The sequence below is a fragment of the Mesorhizobium sp. C277A genome (assembly GCF_040324395.1).
Taxonomy (GTDB): Bacteria; Pseudomonadota; Alphaproteobacteria; order Rhizobiales; family Rhizobiaceae; genus Mesorhizobium.
On sequence record NZ_JAMYVW010000002.1, the window covers coordinates 1,194,509 to 1,211,437 of the forward strand.

General features: G+C 62.0%; 12 protein-coding genes. 6 read left to right on the forward strand and 6 right to left on the reverse strand.

Annotated elements, in window-relative coordinates; all coding sequences use genetic code 11:
• Positions 1-242 precede the first annotated feature (242 nt).
• Positions 243-2,861 carry an EAL domain-containing protein gene (locus NKK52_RS05990; protein WP_245263080.1) on the forward strand — a complete coding sequence of 873 codons (2,619 nt, stop codon included), beginning with the start codon at positions 243-245 and terminating at the stop codon, positions 2,859-2,861.
• A 29-nt stretch (positions 2,862-2,890) separates the two neighbouring features.
• Here the strand turns inward: NKK52_RS05990 and NKK52_RS05995 are convergent, their stop codons facing one another.
• From NKK52_RS05995 to NKK52_RS06010, 4 genes are all read right to left on the reverse strand, one after another.
• A complete protein-coding gene (locus NKK52_RS05995) occupies positions 2,891-3,421 on the reverse strand; it encodes a CAP domain-containing protein (protein WP_023671529.1) in 531 nt (176 codons plus the stop codon).
• Between the two features lie 146 nt (positions 3,422-3,567).
• Positions 3,568-4,200 carry a LysE family translocator gene (locus tag NKK52_RS06000; protein WP_023671530.1) on the reverse strand — a complete coding sequence of 211 codons (633 nt, stop codon included), beginning with the start codon at positions 4,198-4,200 and terminating at the stop codon, positions 3,568-3,570.
• 155 nt (positions 4,201-4,355) lie between these two features.
• Positions 4,356-6,329 carry a pilus assembly protein gene (locus NKK52_RS06005; protein ID WP_023682978.1) on the reverse strand — a complete coding sequence of 658 codons (1,974 nt, stop codon included), beginning with the start codon at positions 6,327-6,329 and terminating at the stop codon, positions 4,356-4,358.
• Positions 6,330-6,525: 196 nt separating this feature from the next.
• On the reverse strand, positions 6,526-8,421 hold the full coding sequence (locus tag NKK52_RS06010; RefSeq protein WP_023682977.1) for a TadE/TadG family type IV pilus assembly protein: 1,896 nt from the start codon (positions 8,419-8,421) through the stop codon (positions 6,526-6,528).
• A 335-nt stretch (positions 8,422-8,756) separates the two neighbouring features.
• On the opposite strand from NKK52_RS06010, the gene NKK52_RS06015 reads away from it, so the two are divergent.
• Both NKK52_RS06015 and NKK52_RS06020 read left to right on the forward strand, forming a co-directional pair.
• A complete protein-coding gene (locus NKK52_RS06015) occupies positions 8,757-9,617 on the forward strand; it encodes a TIGR01459 family HAD-type hydrolase (protein WP_023671533.1) in 861 nt (286 codons plus the stop codon).
• Positions 9,618-9,626: 9 nt separating this feature from the next.
• A complete protein-coding gene (locus NKK52_RS06020) occupies positions 9,627-10,610 on the forward strand; it encodes a bifunctional riboflavin kinase/FAD synthetase (protein WP_023682976.1) in 984 nt (327 codons plus the stop codon).
• 29 nt (positions 10,611-10,639) lie between these two features.
• Here NKK52_RS06020 and NKK52_RS06025 read toward each other — a convergent pair whose 3' ends face one another.
• The gene (locus NKK52_RS06025; RefSeq protein WP_023671535.1) at positions 10,640-11,194 is read right to left on the reverse strand and encodes an HdeD family acid-resistance protein; all 555 of its coding nucleotides are present in this window, start codon (positions 11,192-11,194) and stop codon (positions 10,640-10,642) included.
• Positions 11,195-11,395: 201 nt separating this feature from the next.
• Here NKK52_RS06025 and NKK52_RS06030 point away from each other — a divergent pair, with 201 nt between their 5' ends.
• The 3 genes from NKK52_RS06030 to NKK52_RS06040 all read left to right on the forward strand — a co-directional run bounded on the left by NKK52_RS06030 (position 11,396) and on the right by NKK52_RS06040 (position 16,300).
• Positions 11,396-12,202: a MipA/OmpV family protein gene (locus tag NKK52_RS06030; RefSeq protein WP_023682975.1), complete on the forward strand. Its 807-nt coding sequence runs from the start codon at positions 11,396-11,398 to the stop codon at positions 12,200-12,202.
• A gap of 232 nt (positions 12,203-12,434) precedes the next feature.
• Positions 12,435-15,416 (forward strand): isoleucine--tRNA ligase, encoded by a 2,982-nt coding sequence (gene ileS / locus NKK52_RS06035; RefSeq protein ID WP_023682974.1) that lies wholly within the window; start codon positions 12,435-12,437, stop codon positions 15,414-15,416.
• A 200-nt stretch (positions 15,417-15,616) separates the two neighbouring features.
• Positions 15,617-16,300 carry a hypothetical protein gene (locus NKK52_RS06040; RefSeq protein WP_023682973.1) on the forward strand — a complete coding sequence of 228 codons (684 nt, stop codon included), beginning with the start codon at positions 15,617-15,619 and terminating at the stop codon, positions 16,298-16,300.
• 28 nt (positions 16,301-16,328) lie between these two features.
• Here NKK52_RS06040 and NKK52_RS06045 read toward each other — a convergent pair whose 3' ends face one another.
• A complete protein-coding gene (locus tag NKK52_RS06045) occupies positions 16,329-16,781 on the reverse strand; it encodes a nucleoside deaminase (RefSeq protein WP_023682972.1) in 453 nt (150 codons plus the stop codon).
• Positions 16,782-16,929: the final 148 nt, after the last annotated feature.

The following is a 16,929-nucleotide window of genomic DNA, read 5'->3' on the forward strand; positions in this document are numbered from 1 at the left end:
GATAATGAGCCGTTGGAAGTTGATTTGAAATGACATTTGCACCTTTGGTATCTGGTTGCTGACGCCTCCAATTCCGTTACAGTTCATCTTGAATTAGCACATCTGTAACATTGTCAGTCGACTTTCGTCTGGCACGACAGAGGCCCTTTCTTGTTTCAGGTGCCAAACCGGAGGAGGTCTGTTTGGTCACGAAGTCATCCAGAAGATCCGTCGGGGCGCGCGGGCCGGTGGGCGTAGCCGCATTGGCAAGACTGGCTGACGTTTCCTACGATACGCTCGAGGGAGAACTTCGCACGACCATTGCGGGTCTCGAAGGGCAGACCCTGCGCTTCGAGACTGCGATCGAGAATATTTCGCAAGGCATCTGCTTTTTCGATGCCGATGAACGGCTGATCCTGAGCAACCGGCGCTATGCGGAAATCTACCGCATTGCGCCCGAGGAATTGCGGCCTGGCGTGACACTGAGCGAAATCGTCGAACGCCGCGTCGCCGCCGGCACGGCGGCGACGGCCGCCGACACCTATCTCGCAACGGCTCGCTCGATCAATTCGGGCAAGGCTTCGCGGCTCTGGACCGCCAAACTTGTCGATGGTCGCACAATCCAGATCCGTAACCAGCCCATGCCCGATGGCAGTTGGATCGCCACGCATGAGGACATCACTGAACTCCTCGCCAATCGGCAGATCGTCGACGAGCGCATTTCGCTGCAGGCGCTGATCGACTGGGTGCCCGATTACCTCTGGGTCAAGGATACGCAAAGCCGTTTCGTCGTGGTCAACAGCGCCCTTGCGACCGATAGCGGCCGCAACAAGACCAGCGACATGATCGGTTTGACCGATTTTGATCTCCACCCCCCGGAAGTTGCGCGGAAATTTCGCCTGGTCGAGCAGCGCCTGCTCAAGAGCGGACAACCAATGATCGACGCGGAAGAGTTTGTCGTCGATGCGTCGGGGAACGGCAAATGGCTTTCGTCGACGAAGGTGCCGTTGCGCAATCGCCAAAATGAAATCTTCGGCCTGGTTGGCATTGCCCACGACATCACCGCCCGCAAGCAGGCGGATGTCCTTCGCAGCGGGCAGGCGCAGATCCTCGAAATGATTGCCACGAGCGCGCCGCTGGAGGACGTGCTCGACCGCCTCATGCGCTTCGTCGAGGCTCAGTTGAAGGGGATATTCGGTTCCGTCCTGCTGCTCGACAAGGACGGCATTCATTTGCGTCACGGTGCGGCGCCGGGCCTGGCGAAAGCCTATACGAGCGCCATCGATGGGGCGGCCATCGGTCCCAAGGTGGGATCCTGCGGAACCGCCATCTACCGGCGGGAACCGGTCATTGTTACCGATATTCTGCAGGATCCGCTTTGGGACGATTACCGCGAACTGGCGGCACCCCATGGCTATCGTTCGTGCTGGTCAACCCCGATCCTGTCGCATCGGGGCGTCGTGTTGGGCGCCTTTGCCATGTATTCGATGACCGTGCGCGAACCCACCCATGCCGAGACCCGCCTGATCGAGTTCACCACACACATTGCCGGCATCGCGATCGAGCGCAAACTGGCGGAAGACCAGATCCACTTCATGGCCAACCATGATGCGCTGACCGGCCTGCCCAATCGCGCTTTGCTGGAGGATCGGCTTTCCCAGGCGGTCCTCTACGCGCAGCGATACAATCGCTGGATGACGGTAGTGTTCATCGATCTCGACAATTTCAAACTGGTGAACGATACGTTTGGCCACAATGCCGGCGACGAACTCCTCAAGACCGTCGCCAGCCGTTTGGTTGGATGCGTGAAGGCCACCGACACCGTCGTGCGGCTTGGCGGCGACGAATTTGTCATCGTCCTGTTCGACCAAACCACCAATGTCGATGTGGTCTCGGAAACCCTGCAGACGATCAGGGATGCGATCGCGGAACCGGTTCTTGTCGGAGAGCATCGGCTGAGAACGACGGCCAGCATCGGCATCGCAAATTACCCGAAGGACGGGACCAGCCCGGATACGCTGTTGGCCAATGCCGACGCCGCCATGTATCGCGCCAAGGAATTCGGCCGCGACAATTTCCAGTTCTATGCCCCGGAGTTCAACTCAACGGCACATGAAAAATTCCTGCTTCAGGAGGAATTGCGAAACGCGCTCGCCCGGTCGGAATTCGCTCTGCATTATCAGCCACAGGTGGATCTGCGATCGGGGCAGGTTTTCGCCGTCGAAGCGCTGGTGCGCTGGAACCACCCGACGCGAGGCCTGGTTTCGCCGGCGATGTTCATCCCGACCGCCGAGGAGACCGGGCTGATCGTGCCGCTCGGCGACTGGATCCTGCACGAAGCCTGCCGGCAGAACAAAGCCTGGCAGCGCGCCGGTCTGTCGCCCGTAACCGTCTGCGTCAACGTGTCGGCGCGGCAGTTCCGGGAGAAGAACCTGATCGACCGCGTCGTCAACGCATTGAAGGAAAGCGGCCTGGAGGCGAGGTATCTCGAGCTCGAAGTGACGGAAAGCCTGATCATGCAGGATTTCGAGCTGGCGGTCGCAACGATGAACGGACTGCAAAAGCTCGGCGTGCAGATATCGATCGACGATTTCGGAACAGGCTATTCCAGTCTCAGCGCTCTCAAGACGTTTCCGGTGGCGCGGCTGAAGATCGACAAGTCCTTCATCAACGATCTCGCGACTGACGAGAACGATCAAGCGGTCACTGGCGCCGTGATTTCCCTGGGGCAGAAGTTGAACCTTCGGGTGCTGGCCGAAGGTGTCGAAACGGAAGACCAGGTCGCCTTCCTGCGCAAGAACAATTGTGACGAGGTGCAGGGCAATTATTTCAGCAAACCCCTGTCGGCTGGGGATATCGGCGAGCTGATCGCGAAAGGCTGACGGCTGGCTCGCGCCGTAACCGCTGGCTGCTATTTTCCGAGCACCAGGCTCCAGTAGCGGATGGCGCTGTCGCGTCCGTCGCGTACATAGGCGAGGCCGAAGCGGCTGAAATCCGGATCGAGCATGTTGCGGCGGTGGCCAGCCGAATGCATCCAGATGTCGAACAGTTTCTGCTGGTCGAAGCGGCCCTCGGCGATGTTCTCGGCGGCGGCGCCCCGCACCCCATTGTCCTTCATCCGCGACGCGAAATCCTTTCCCCAGCCCGTCGTGTGGCTCATGCGTTCGCGTGAGGCCATATAGCCGGCCTGCTGCCGAGCGGCCTGCTCGAGCTGGGCGTCCGGCACCAGCGCCGGCAGTCCGGCCGAAGCTCGGATGCCGGCCAGCGTCGCGGTGGCCGAGGACGACACACCGGCGCCTTCGCCGGTCGGCACCGAGACCGTACTGCAAGCAGCGAGGCCGGCCATGGCTGCAAGGCCGATCAGCAGCAGGCGCCTGTTTGGTTTTGGACTTGCTGCGCCAGAGCGGGTTTGCGCGAGCGGATGATTGGTGGTGCAGATCATTGTCATGCCTGCCTGACTTAGCCGCGATCATGGCTTTTGCCGGGCAGGGCTGCGAAAATCTCAATCGCTGGCCTCCGTGCAGGTTCGGCCGGCCGATTCGAATGGGAAGGTCGGCGGCCGATGTAGTCTCGGCGCGCTGCGTCCGATCAGCGTTGCGCGTCGGTCGCCATTTTAAGCGCCAGCGCGGCGAGCACCGTGCCCATCATCCAGCGCTGGATGACCATCCATAGCGGCCGTCCGGCAAGGAAGGTGGCGATCGAACCGGCCGTTACCGCGATGATGGCATTGGCGGTCAGGCTGATCGAGATCTGCGTGGCGCCGAGCACCAGAAGCTGCGACAGCACATGGCCGTTGCCCAGCGAGATGAACTGCGGCAGCAGCGACAGATAAAGCACCGCCACCTTGGGATTGAGGAGATTGGTCATCAGGCCCATCGCGAACAGCTTGCGCGGCCTGTCCTTCGGCAGTTCGCGCACCTGGAATGGTGAGCGCCCGCCGGGCCGCACCGCTTGCCAGGCGAGCCATAGCAGATAGAGCGCGCCGGCAATGCGCAGTGCGTCATAGGCAAACGGCACGGCAAGCAGCAGCGCGGTGATGCCCAGCGCTGCCGATACGACATAGAACAGAAAGCCGGCCGCCACGCCGCCGAGCGAGATCAGCCCGGCCTTGGGGCCTTGCGACAGCGAGCGCGAGATCAGGTAGATCATGTTCGGCCCGGGCGTCAGCACCATGCCCAGGCAGACCAGCGCGAAGGCGAGATGGTTGGCGGTTTCGGGCACGGGCAATCTCCGGGAGGCGGTGACGATACCGAGCACGCGTTTTGACTCACCGCAAGAGCATGATGGCCGGAGACTTTGCGCCAGCGTCGAAAAATGTCGAAAGCGGCGAAGCCGTCAATTTCCCCCGCAAGGGGGAAGATCAGCAGCTTCAACCCTCAGCTCACCACGCGCAGGTTCGAGAGCTCGTTTGCGATTTCCTTGAAATTGTCAGACAGCGTGGCGCCGGTCGCGTTCCAGAACAGTTTTGCAGGCTTGCTCGGGTCGGTCGGATCCTTGCGGAAGCGCGAGTCCGACGAGCACGTCTTCAGTGCCTCCATCGCGCTCTTGTCGCCGGCGTCGGTCGTCGACATGTCGAGCGCCACCGTCATCACCATGATGTTGGCCGCCTTGGCGTTGTTGCACAGCGTCGCCATCTGCTCGTTGAGGGCGGCGGTGTAGTTGCTCGACGAATAGTTGAGCTGGCCGATGGCGCTCGACGTGCCGCCGAACAGGCGGGTGACCGCAGTGCCGTTGTAGCCGACGCCGGTATAGCCATAGCCGGCATAGGTCGACTTGTTGCCGGCGGGGTCGGAACTCACCGTCGAATAGGTGTTCTCGCCGTCGGTGAGCACGATGACCACCTTGTCATTGCCTCGTTCCGTCTCAGGACGTCCTCCTGTGAAAGGCTCCGTGCTGGAGACGGTGCGCCAGCCCCAGGCCATGCCTTCCGGCACATTGGTGTTGCCGTTGGGCGCCATCAGGTCGATTGCTGCCTTGATCTTGGTCAGCCCGGCGGCGTTGGCGACGTCGGTCAGCGGTGTGATCGGCGTGGTGGTGCAGCTGTAATTCGGACCTGCACCCGTCCCCAGCACCGGAGCATTGATCGGCCGTGGCTGGAAATACTTGGCCATGTTGGACTGCCTGGTCTTGCCGGTGGTGCTCGCCGGATCGTCGTTCCACCAGCTGTTGGCTGCGCCATAGGTCTTGGGGGCCACCTCGTCGGGGTCCTGCGTTATGTACCAATGATTGCCCGGCTCATCCGGCGCAAACATCGGCACGAACATGGTCGCGGGATCGCCGATGCCGGTGCCGGTGTTGTTCGGTCCGCCGGAGGCCGGCGCGTCGTTGACATTATAGGGATAGGGCCGCACTTCGACGCAGCCCTGCCAGCTGGCGAACGGTCCGTATGTGTCGTTGTAGTCGTATTCGTTGTGGCTGTCCGAGCATGTATGATTGGCGCGATATTTGTCGCAGACCACGCGTTTGCTGCCGACGATGCGCTCGTGGCTGGTGACCACCTTCATGTCGCGGTAGAGCGAGAAGCGGGTCAGCATCTGCCCCTCCTGCTCACCCCAGCCAGTGCCTTTCTTGTACCAGATGCCGCCGATCTTCTGGGCATATTTGTCGGCTGCGTTAAGCGTGGACCAGGCGAAATTCTCATTGTGGATGGGCGACAGCCCGTAGGCGTCGATCCACGACGCGTTGTCGTTGCTGGCGCCGACATTGACCGAGGCGGCGAACGGCACAAGGCTGAACTGGACCGGCTTGTCGATCTGCTTGATCATCGCGGCCTGCAAGGCAAGCGTGTCGACGAGCTGCTTGGCGGCTTGCTTGAGAAGGTCGATGCGCTTTTGTCCGGCACCCGTGCCCGTGTTCGACATCGACCCCGAATTGTCGAGCACCATGGCCACTTCCAGCGTGTTCTTCAGCCGGACTTGCGAACACACGGAGTAGGTGACGTTTTCCGACGTCCTGCCGATCAGCATCGCCGCTGCCGGCAGGAAATAGGGCTTGTAGACCAGGCTGGCGCACAGCTTGACGATGCCGCCGCCGGTCGTGCTGCTGGGCAGCGTAACGCTGAGCGTCGTGTCGGCGGGATCGACGTCGTTGAGGTTTGCCTTGAAGAAGTCGAGCGCATAGGCCCGCAACTGGTCGTCGGTGGCGCCTTCCACCAGCCGGCGCGCTGTGGCGAAGTTGGCGGCGTCGAGCGCGTTGACCACCCTCTGCTTCTCGCTGACCACGCCGGTGTAGTCGACAGCCATTGCCACTCCGCCCATCAGTGGCACCATCGCCACAACGGTCATCAAAGCGTAATTGCCGCGGCGGTCACGCCAGAAGTCACGCCGGAATGTGCGCCAGAGTTCACGCATGTGATGTAAGCGGCCCCGCCTGCGGATTCTTCAATGCCGCCACAGTTTCACAAAACGTTGAAGGATGGGTTTGGGAAACTGCTCGATTGCGCGGATAGCGCTTCACCAGGCGCTAACCAAATGCACGGACACGTGAGCAACGCCGCAACAAAACGCCCCGCCGAGGCGGAGCGCCGTGTTCGAAAGATCGCGCCGATCAGCTGACGATGCGCAGGTTCGACAGTTCGTCGGCGATTTCCTTGAAACTTTGCGACAAGGTGGCGCCGGTCGCGTTCCAATACAGCTTCGCCGGTTTGCTCGGGTCGGTCGGATCCTTGCGGAAGCGCGAATCCGAGGAGCATTTCTTGAGCGCGTCTATGGCGGTCTTTTCCGCCGGCTTGGTGGTAACCAGGTCAAGCGAGACCGTCATCAAGAGAATGTTCGAATTCTTCGCATTGGTGCAAAGCGTTTGCATCTGCTGGTCAAGCGCGGTTGTGTAGTTGGCCGCCGTATAAGTTGTCTTGGGGACGGTCGTGTTGACGAAAAGGCGGGTCGCGGTTTCCCCCGTTTTCGGGCCGGTATAACCATAGGCGGCGTAGGTCGATCCGTCCTTAGCATAGCTGCTGGTCATGTCGTTTGTGGGGCCGATGCTGTAGGTGTTGGCCCCGTCGGTCAGCACGATGACGACTTTGTCGTTGCCCCTTTCAGTGTTCGGCCGGCCTTCTGTGAATGGCTCGTTGCTCGACACCGTCCGCCAGCCCCAGGCCAGCCCTTCCGGCACGTTGGTGTTGCCCGTCGGGGCCATGGCATTGATGGCATCCGTCAGGATTTTCTTGCCTTCGGTGGTGGTTATGTCCTGCAACGGCGTGATCGCGGCGGTCGTGCATGCCGAATTGGGCCCATCATCGGCCGCAGTACTCGATGCGTCCCAGGGCTTTGTCAGAAAATACTTTCGCATATCCGCCTGGCGTTTGGTGACAGTCAGCGTGTCGGAATAATCGATCCACCAATTGTTGGCGTAACCCCAGGTCGATGTGCTGGTGCGAGTGGTGTCGGTCCAGAAATTGCCAGCTTCGTCCGGCGCGAACATCGGCACGAACATGGTGGCGGGCGTGCCAGTGGTCGGCGACGTGTCGTCGTCATTATAGGGATACGGCCTCGCCTCCACGCAGCCCTTCCAGGCTTCGTATTGGGCGGTCACAGAGGTCTTGCAACTGCCGTTCGAGTTCTTTTTCGTACAGGTCGTGGCCTTCATGTCGTTTGCAAAGAGACTGAACCGCGTCGCCGTGGTATTTTGGCCGTATTGCCCGGTGCCCCAGCCACTGCCGCGCTTCCAGTAAGCACTGCCGACCTTTTCAATGTATTTATTCGAGTCATAACCAGACGACGCGTTCTTGTACATGAACTGCCAATCAAAGTTCTCGTGATGGATTGGCGAAATGCCGGTCGTATCCATCCAGGTTGCGTCCTTGTTGGCTGGGCCAACATTGACCGAGGCGGAAAACGGGACCAGCGAGAACTGCACCGGCCTGGTGACCTGCCTCATTTGTGCGGCCTGGAGCGCCATCGTATTGACAAGCTCGGTAGCGGCCTTCTTGAGCAAATCTATTCGCGGCTGGCCGGTGCCGGAGCCGTTGATGCTCATGGAGCCGGAATTGTCGAGCACGAGAGACACTTCCAGCGTGTTCTTGAGGCGGATCTCGGAGCACGCGGAGGTTTTGGCATCGGTGGACGTTCTTCCGATCAGCATGGCCGCCACCGGCAGGAAATAGGGGTGGAACGTCAAACTGGCGCACAGCTTCAGCGTGCCGCCACCTGCGTTGTTGTTGGGCAGCGTCACCGTCAGGGCCGTATTGGCCGAGCTGACCTTTCCGAGATTGGCTTCGAAGAAATCCTTCGCATAGGCCTTGACTGCCGTGTCGGTCGCCCCGGTGACGATCTGCTGTGCCGTGGCAATCCCAGCGGCATCCAGCGCGTTCAGCATGTTCTGCTTCTGGCGCAGGAGATCGGTGTAGTCGATTGCAAGCGCCAGCGCGCCCATCAAGGGCACCATGGTGATCACTGTCATCAAGGCATAGTTGCCGCGTCTGTCGTTCAGAAATCTGCGGATCATGCCTTCAGCACCCCTGCCAGGACCCAATATCGGTCCGAAGATGCCCACAAAATCGTTAAATTTCAGGTTGCTGAACTGCGTTCAACATAGGCCCATCTTTTCAAGGCTCGTTAACCACTCGGCCCTGGTGATCAGCGGTGCGACATTGTTTCGATAGACCGAAGCTCGGAGAAGGGTGGTTCCTGCCTGTGCAACCTTCGATCAGCCCGTTGCGCAACAGCCTGGCAAGTGCCGAAAAGCTGGTGACAGGATGAAACGCTTCGGTTAATGCGGGGCCGGTTGCGGCGGACCGTCGGCTGCAGCTCTCGCAATGATCGTCACAGCAGGTAAACGGCATGGCGGATTCGCCTGATATCATCGGCTCGCTCGCGGATTTGTCGGGCGCCTACTCGGCCATCCTGTGCGATGTCTGGGGCGTGATCCACAATGGCGAATGGCATTTTCCGGCGGCTGCCGAAGCGCTTGCCGCCGCGCGTGCGGCGAAGGTCCCGGTCGTCCTGATCACCAACTCGCCGCGCCGCAATGCCGATGTGGTGGCGCAGATGAATGCGATCGGCGTTCCCGCCGCCGCCTACGACCGCGTCGTGACCTCAGGCGATGTGACCCGCGACCTTATCGCCGAAGGCCCACGAAAAATCTTCCATATCGGCGCCGACCGCGATTTCACCCTCTATGACGGTCTGGACGTCGAGCTCGTCGAGGAGTTCGAGGCCTCCGGCGCGGTCTGCACCGGGCTGTTCGACGACGAGGTGGAAACGCCTGAGGATTACGCCGATCTGCTGCGCCGGCTGCGCGCCAGGAACCTGCCTTTCATCTGCGCCAATCCCGACATCGTGGTCGAACGCGGCGAGCGCATGATCTGGTGCGCCGGCGCCTTGGCGCGCGACTATGCCCAGCTTGGCGGCCGCACGCTGATCGCCGGAAAACCTTATGCGCCGGTCTATGACGTAGCGCTGCGGGAGGTCGCCGTGCTTCTCGGCCGAGACGTCGCGCGCACCGAGGTGCTGGCCATCGGCGACGGCATGATGACCGACGTCAAGGGCGCCGCCGACAACGGCATCGACGTGCTTTACGTCTCGGGCGGCATTCACGCGCGCGACTATGGCGATCCCATGCAGCCGGACCCCGCCAGGCTTGCAGCCTTTCTGCAAAAGCACGGCTACCGGCCGGTCGCCGTCATTCCGAGACTGCGGTAGGGTTGCTGCATGAGCGCAGCTTTCGAACACATTTCAGCAACCGCGCCGCTGCCGCCGCATTTGCGCGGCGGCGTGGTGGCGATCGGCAATTTCGACGGCGTCCATCGCGGCCACCAGGCGGTGCTCGATCGCGCGCTTGCCGAAGCCGGGCGGCGCGGCGTGCCGGCGCTAGTGCTGACCTTCGACCCGCATCCGCGCAAGGTGTTCAGGCCCGATATGCCGCTGTTCGTATTGACGCCGCCGCCGATGAAGGCGCGGCTGCTGTCGCATCTGGGCTTTGCCGCACTCGTCGAACAGCCGTTCACGCGCGCCTTTGCCGGCCTGTCGGCCGAGGCTTTCGTGACCGATGTGCTGGAGACGAACCTCGGCATCACCCATGCCGTGACCGGCTTCGATTTTCACTTCGGCAAGGACCGGCAGGGCGGTCCTGCGTTTCTGATGGCGGCAGGCGAGCGCCATGGTTTCGGCGTCACCCTGGTCGACGCCTTTCGCGACGAGGGCGCCGAGGTGGTGTCGTCGAGCCGTATCCGCGAGCTGCTCTGCGAGGGAGAGGTCGCCGAGGCCGCAGGCCTGCTCGGCTACCGCTTCACCGTCGAAAGCGAAGTGATCGGCGGCCAGCAGCTCGGCCGCACGCTCGGCTTCCCGACAGCCAACATGAGGCTTTCGCCGGAAACGACTCTGAAGGAAGGGATTTATGCCGTCCGCTTTCGCCGCGCCGACGGCACGCTCTATGATGGTGTCGCCAGCTTCGGGCGTCGCCCGACTGTCGACGACAATGGCGCGCCGCTGCTCGAAACCTTCGTCTTCGACTTTGCCGGCGATCTCTATGGCGAGATCTGCGACGTATCGCTCTTCGGCTTTTTGCGTCCCGAGGTGAAGTTCGATGGGCTCGATGGGCTGGTGGCACAAATGAAGCGCGACGAGGCGGAGGCGCGCGCGCTGCTGGCCGGCGTCAGGCCGCTTTCGGATCTGGACGGCGCCATCGCTTTTTGAGCCTTCCGGCCGCTTACCTCTTCAAGCCCCTACTTCTTCAACGCCAGTCCGAGAGCGATGAAGCTCCAGCCCTGGAAGATCAGGTCGATGGCCAGGAACAGGCCGAGCACCCACAGGCTGTTGACCGGCCAGCCCATGGCGATGGTCAGCCCCGCCAGCACGCTGATCAGGCCCGCCGCGACGACCCAGCCCCAGCCCTTTTCCGGTCGGTGGCTATAGCCGACCCAGGCCCTGAGCGCGCCTGAAGCGACCAGCGCCACCGCCAGCAGCAAGGTCAGCACCGTCGAGGCCAGCAGCGGATTGTCGAAGGCAAAGAAACCGGCAACGGCATAAAGTAGGCCGCTGAGCAGCCAATAGAAGAAGCGACTCCAGGTCTTCACGCCGAAGGCATGCACGATCTCGATGATGCCGGCCATCAGCATCAGCCAGCCCACGACATAGACCGAGGCGACGGTGGCGATGAACAGATTGCCGAAGGCAATGCCGCCGAAGATGAGCAGCAGCACGCCGAGCGCGACGAACCATCCCCATTTGTCTCGTGTCCGGCCGATCGCGTCTTTCAGGGTGTCACCGTGCAGGGTCATAGCCGCATCTCCTCAAAGTCACTTGCATCAAAGATCGCCTGGCTTGTCGCCGTCGCTGAGGTTAATCCCGGCGTCGGCACCCGTCCAGCGATGCCGGGCAGCTCCCAAGCCGCGATCTCTGTCTCGGATTTAAATCAAATTTTACCAAACGGCCGTCAAAGCTGGGGCAGGGCGCGGCTGTGTTGTGTTAGTGGAGTGACCATGAGTCCGGTCAGGAAAATGTCTGCGGTTGTGGCGGCGATCATGCTGGGTGCGCCCACTGTGGCAAATGCGGGCGAGGGTACTTCCGGCTGGCTCTCGGGCGACTGGTACCTGACGCTTGGCGCCACCGGTATGGTCGCGCCGAAATTCGAGGGCTCCAACAGCTATCTGCTCAGCGCATCGCCGATCATCTCGCTGGGCAAGGCCGGCCCGGCCGCGCGCTTTACCTCGCGCAACGACAACATCTCGCTGGCGCTGGTCGACGATGGCGGCGTCCGCGCCGGCCTGACCGGAAAGTTCCTGTTTTCACGCGACAGCAAGGATGAACTCAAGGGCCTCGGCCCGGTGCGCTGGGGCGGTGAGGTCGGCGGCTTCTTCGAATTCTACCCGACGGATTGGTTGCGCGCCCGCGCCGAATTGCGCCACGGCATTCGTGCCCATAATGGCTTTGTCGCCGACATCGCCGCCGATGCCTTCTACGATATCACGCCGACGGTCAGGATTTCGGGAGGCCCGCGCGTGTCCTTTGCCTCATCGAGCTATTTCCACTCCTATTATGGCGTCAACGCCAAGGAGGCTGTGGCCTCGGGCCTGAGCGAATACCATCCTGGCGGCGGCCTGAAATCGACCGGACTCGGCGGCGCCATCACCTGGAAGGTCACCGACCCGATGACCGCCAGCCTGTTCGGCGAATATGCGCGCCTGATAGGCCCGGCCGCCGATTCCAGCCTGGTCAAGGAGCGCGGCGACCGTAACCAGTTCACGGTCGGCGTCTCGACCACCTATCGCTTCGACTTCGCGATGTAAGTGAATCGAACAAGAGACGCTTTATTCCTACGGCTTTCTCCGCTAAAAGCCCGGGAATGACGAGCTTTTCACGCGTTCGCGCGCTGACGATACGAATTACAGGCCCGGTGTTCCGGGCGGCCTGAGCGCCGCCGGAGCCGCCGGGAGTTTTGCGCGCCCCCTCGCGCTTTTCCAATCATGATAGTTCACGCCCGAGCTTTTACGCCCGCCGGGCAATGCATATGGCAGACCAATGACCGACACTGTTGAAACGATCGACTATTCCAAGACGCTTTATCTGCCGCAGACGGATTTCCCGATGCGCGCCGGCTTGCCTGAAAAAGAGCCGCTGCTGGTCAAGCGCTGGCAGGATATGGACCTTTACGCCAAGCTGCGCGAGGCGGCCGCCGGCCGCGAAAAATACGTGCTGCATGACGGCCCGCCCTACGCCAATGGCAACATCCATATCGGCCACGCGCTGAACAAGATCCTCAAGGACGTCATCACCCGTTCGTTCCAGATGCGCGGCTATGACTCCAATTACGTGCCCGGCTGGGACTGCCACGGCCTGCCGATCGAATGGAAGATCGAGGAACAGTACCGCGCCAAGGGCAAGAACAAGGACGAGGTGCCGGTCAACGAGTTCCGCAAGGAATGCCGCGACTTCGCCGCGAACTGGATCACGGTGCAGGGCGGCGAGTTCCAGCGGCTCGGCGTCGTCGGCGATTTCAAGAACCCCTATACGACGATGGCTTTCCACTCGGAGTCGCGCATCGCCGGGGAGTTGTTGAAGTTCGCCATGTCCGGCCAGCTCTATCGCGGCTCCAAGCCGGTGATGTGGAGCGTGGTCGAGCGCACCGCACTGGCCGAGGCCGAGATCGAATACCAGGACTATGAGTCCGACACGATCTGGGTGAAGTTTCCAGTTGTGTCAGGATTTTGGAGCGTTGAGCACTTTGCATCAGACGCTGCACCGTCCATGCGCGTTCCGGAAAGCGTTGCACTTTTGGACAACGCCCACGTCGTCATCTGGACGACAACCCCGTGGACGATCCCCGGCAACCGTGCCGTCAACTATTCGTCACGGATCGGCTACGGCCTTTATAAAGTTACAGCAGCCGAAAATTCGTTCGGTCCACAGCCCGGTGAAAAGCTGATCTTTGCAGATGCGCTTGCCGAAGACTCCTCGGCCAAGGCCAAGGTCACCTTGAATCGGCTTCGCAGCGTTTCGGTCGAAGAGCTTGGAAGCCTTACACTTTCACATCCCTTCAAAGGTCTCGGCGGCGGCTACGAATTCGCCGTGCCGATGCTGGCCGGCGATCATGTCACCGACGACGCCGGCACCGGCTTCGTCCACACCGCGCCCGGCCATGGCCGCGAGGACTTTGATGCCTGGATGGATGCAGCATCGGATTTGCGCGCACGTGGCATCGACCCTGCCATCCCCTTCACTGTAGACGACGCCGGCTTCTTCACCAGAGACGCGCCAGGCTTCGGCCCGGACCGTGAAGGTGGCGCCGCGCGCGTCATCGACGACAACGGCAAGAAGGGCAATGCCAATCAGGCGGTCATCGACGAACTGATCAAGCGCAACGCGCTGTTCGCGCGCGGCCGGCTGAAGCATTCCTACCCGCATTCCTGGCGGTCGAAGAAGCCGATCATCTTCCGCAACACGCCGCAATGGTTCGTCTATATGGACAAGGACCTCGGCGACGGCACGACGTTGCGCAGCCGTGCGCTGAAGGCGATCGACGACACACGCTTCGTGCCGGCGGCCGGCCAGAACCGTATCCGCGCCATGATCGAGGAACGCCCGGATTGGGTCTTGTCGCGCCAGCGCGCCTGGGGCGTGCCGATCGCCGTCTTTGCCGATGAGGATGGCAACGTGCTGAAGGACGAAGCCGTCAACCAGCGCATCATGGATGCTTTCGAACAGGAAGGCGCCGACGCCTGGTTCGCTGCCGGCGCCAAGGAGCGTTTCCTCGGCAATCATGATGCCTCCAAATGGAAGCAGGTGATGGACATCCTCGACGTCTGGTTCGATTCGGGCTCGACGCATGTCTTCACGCTAGAAGACCGTCCGGACCTGAAATGGCCGGCCGACGTCTATCTCGAAGGCTCCGACCAGCATCGCGGCTGGTTCCACTCCTCGCTGCTCGAAAGCTGCGGCACCAGGGGCAGGGCGCCCTACGACACCGTCGTCACCCATGGCTTCACCATGGATGAAGAGGGGCGAAAGATGTCGAAATCGCTCGGCAACACCGTCGTGCCGCAGGACGTCATCAAGCAGTCCGGCGCCGACATTCTGCGTTTGTGGGTGGTGACGACGGACTATTGGGAAGACCAGCGTCTCGGCAAGAACGTGCTGCAGACCAACATCGATGCCTATCGCAAGCTCAGGAACACCATCCGCTGGATGCTGGGCACGCTCGCCCATGACGATGGCGAGGAAGTGCCGCTCGAAAAGATGCCGGAGCTGGAGCGGCTGATGCTGCATCGGCTGGCCGAGCTCGATGAGGTCGTGCGCTCGGGCTACGACGCGTTCGAGTTCAAACGCATCACCCGCACTTTGCTGGACTTTATGGTGGTCGAGCTGTCGGCCTTCTATTTCGACATCAGGAAGGACGCGCTCTATTGCGAGGGGCCCGGCAGCGTGAAGCGCAAGGCCTCGGTGCAAGTGGTGCGCCACCTCTTCGACTGCCTGGTGAAATGGCTGGCGCCGATGCTGCCCTTCACCACGGAAGAAGCCTGGCTCGACCGTCATCCGGATGCTGTCTCGCTGCATCTCGACCAGTTCCCCGAGATTCCGGCCGAGTGGAAGAACGAGGCACTGGCGGAAAAATGGCGCAAGGTGCGGCAGGTCCGCCGAGTCGTCACCGGCGCGCTCGAGATCGCACGCGCTCAGAAGGTCATCGGTGCCTCGCTGGAAGCCGTGCCGGTCGTGACCCTCGACGATGCCGCGCTTGAAGCCGCGATCGCCGATGTCGACATGGCCGAAATGGCGATCACCAGCGGTCTCGTCATCGCCCACGGTAAGGCGCCGGAAGGCGCCTTTGCGCTCGACGATGTCAAAGGTGTCGCGGTGGTGGTCGAAAAGGCCGAGGACCGCGGCTTGGTCAAATGCGCGCGTTCGTGGCGCTATACCGCCGATGTCGGGCAGGACGTGGAATTCCCCGACGTGTCTGCCCGCGATGCCGGCGTGCTGCATGAACTCAAGGCTCTGGGACGTTTGTGAGTGCTCAAAGCCGGTGCACAAATGCCACGGCGGGCGGGTGAAAAGCGCCCGCGCGTTGCCCTTAACGAGTGGTTGAGATAAACACGCGAAACTCCGGAAGACAAATTGTCGCCGGAATTCCGTCGCAAGAGCGTGGACGATGGGGACCGGGCCTTCGGCCGGTGACGATCGAGAGGCTGTCTAGAGTGGGACTTTTTGGCATGATCGACAGAACTTCCGTGCGCGTTGCGCTGCTGGCGCCGCTTGTCGCGTCCGGCCTCGCTCTGTCCGGCTGCATGGGTTCGCCGACCTACGGCACCGACAAGACGGCTGGCGAGCAGCTTGCGGGCGACCTTTCCGGCGCCTTCGCGATCACGCCCAAGCACAAGGAACAGATCGACTACAGGCCGCGTCCGGAGCTGGTAAAGCCGGCGCCGGGGCAGAAGGAAGTGCTGCCGCCGCCTCAGGAAAGCATCGAGACGGCGAGCACCGATTGGCCCGAATCGCCCGAGCAGCGCCGCGCCCGCCTGCGTGCCGACGCCACTGCCCACCAGGACGACCCGTCCTATCAGTCGGGGATCGTCGACGACGTGCAGACCGATCCGGCTTCCGTGAAGAAGGCGCTGGCGGATTCGGGCTCAAGCCACCCCCCGGCCTGGTCGCCGAAGGATTCAGACAAGGGCCGCGCCGCCGAGATCCAGCGCCGCACCGCAGAGCAAAAGCAGGGCGATCCCAACACTCGCAGATACCTGAGCGAGCCGCCTCTGGCCTATCGGGCTGCCTCCGACACGGCGCCGCAGGGCGAACTCGGCGAGGATGAATACAAGAAGGAACGCCGCCTCAAGAAGGAAGCGGCCGCCAAGGGCAAGAGCGGCGGGCTCTTCGACTGGCTGCCCTCCTGGTAGGAACCGTCGCCTTCGGTAGCTGAAGGCTCTACGTTTCGCGTCTTTCCCGAAAGAATTCCCTGAGCAGCAGCGCCGCGTCGGCCTCGGCCATGCCCGGATAGATGTCGGGCTTATGGTGGCAAGTCGGCGAGGCGAAGAAGCGCACGCCGTTGACCACCGCGCCGCCCTTCTCGTCGGCCGCGCCGAAATAGAGCCGGCGCAGCCTGGCGAAGGAAATGGCGCCTGCGCACATGGCGCAGGGTTCCAGCGTCACATAGAGGTCGTGGCCGGTCAGCCGCTCGCTAGAGAGCGTTTGGCAGGCCGCGCGGATGGCCAGCATTTCGGCATGCGCCGTCGGATCGGCAAGTTCGCGAGTGCGGTTACCGGCGGATGCCACCACCGTGTCGCCGCTGGCGATGACGGCGCCAACCGGAACTTCTCCGCGCAAGGCGGCGGCTTGCGCCTCTTTCAGCGCCAGCGCCATGAAATCCGGCCGCTTCAAGCGGTTTCCATTCCGATTATCTCCTCGCCACTTGGCGGTGATCCTGTTATGGAGCGCGTCAACCCGAATATCGGAACAGATTTTCGGAAATGATCATGCGCCAAATCAAAGTGCTATAGCGTCCTTTGCGCGTCCGAAAGGATGCGCC

What these genes read in the sequence shown, in the direction of transcription:
- NKK52_RS05995 (WP_023671529.1), bottom strand. Translation starts at nt 3,421, where the DNA reads ATGATCTGCACCACCAATCATCCGCTCGCGCAAACCCGCTCTGGCGCA.
- NKK52_RS06005 (WP_023682978.1), bottom strand. Translation starts at nt 6,329, where the DNA reads ATGCGTGAACTCTGGCGCACATTCCGGCGTGACTTCTGGCGTGACCGC.
- NKK52_RS06010 (WP_023682977.1), bottom strand. Translation starts at nt 8,421, where the DNA reads ATGATCCGCAGATTTCTGAACGACAGACGCGGCAACTATGCCTTGATG.
- NKK52_RS06015 (WP_023671533.1), top strand. Translation starts at nt 8,757, where the DNA reads ATGGCGGATTCGCCTGATATCATCGGCTCGCTCGCGGATTTGTCGGGC.
- NKK52_RS06020 (WP_023682976.1), top strand. Translation starts at nt 9,627, where the DNA reads ATGAGCGCAGCTTTCGAACACATTTCAGCAACCGCGCCGCTGCCGCCG.
- NKK52_RS06025 (WP_023671535.1), bottom strand. Translation starts at nt 11,194, where the DNA reads ATGACCCTGCACGGTGACACCCTGAAAGACGCGATCGGCCGGACACGA.
- NKK52_RS06030 (WP_023682975.1), top strand. Translation starts at nt 11,396, where the DNA reads ATGAGTCCGGTCAGGAAAATGTCTGCGGTTGTGGCGGCGATCATGCTG.
- ileS (WP_023682974.1), top strand. Translation starts at nt 12,435, where the DNA reads ATGACCGACACTGTTGAAACGATCGACTATTCCAAGACGCTTTATCTG.
- NKK52_RS06040 (WP_023682973.1), top strand. Translation starts at nt 15,617, where the DNA reads ATGATCGACAGAACTTCCGTGCGCGTTGCGCTGCTGGCGCCGCTTGTC.